The sequence below is a fragment of the Spirosoma arboris genome (assembly GCF_009754945.1).
Classification (GTDB): domain Bacteria; phylum Bacteroidota; class Bacteroidia; order Cytophagales; family Spirosomataceae; genus Spirosoma; species Spirosoma arboris.
In genome coordinates, this window is sequence record NZ_WPIN01000076.1 from 1 (window position 1) to 670 (window position 670).

Consider the following 670-nt stretch of genomic DNA (forward strand, 5'->3'; position numbering starts at 1 on the left):
CAAATAGCACACGACAGTGGCCAGGTAGCGTCCCTTGAAGTAACCTCCTTTAGCAGTACGCGTAATCTCGACCCGGTCACCGGGATTAAGTTCAGTAGCCATATTAACAAGCAGTAAAGGATGGGAGGAATTGCCTCTTAATTTACTACGTTTAAGCTATACCCCACTGCCGCTAGTTGTTACATTCCTGGAAAAATAGCCAAAATATGGATCTCCATCCCTGTCGGACGCCCATTAAAACCAGCTTTTAGACCTTGATCTAAATCGATCTATTCCAAAGACGCTCTGGCAAGAGCTGTATTTAGCAAATCTCCCAATCCTAGACTTATTCATGGCATATGCCAGCTTAGACTGGTGATGATCAGTAAGGAATCTCAACAAGCTTAGGGAGATTCAGCCACGATTGTTTCGTAGTAGACGCTCAATTGATCGCGTCGACGGCGGTAGTAGGCTAGGCCCTTCTGACTTACTTTTTTAACTAAGTGGGCATCTTTAGGCACCTGTAAGGCCTCTAGCAAGTGCACTACCTGCCCTAGACAAGTGATCAATTGATCATACTGCGCTAACTGACGCTCAATCAATTGGCGTTGACCCAATAAGTCCTGCCCAATTTCCTGATTAGTTTGATCCATGTCGGGTTCTTTCATCGGATGTATGAGCTTAAAGAGCT

At 45.2% G+C, this 670-nt stretch carries 1 protein-coding gene; it reads right to left on the minus strand.

Annotated elements, in window-relative coordinates; all coding sequences use genetic code 11:
* Positions 1-383: 383 nt before the first annotated feature.
* Positions 384-670: hypothetical protein (locus tag GO755_RS40720; protein ID WP_227687302.1), on the minus strand; the 287-nt coding region annotated here is incomplete at its 5' end.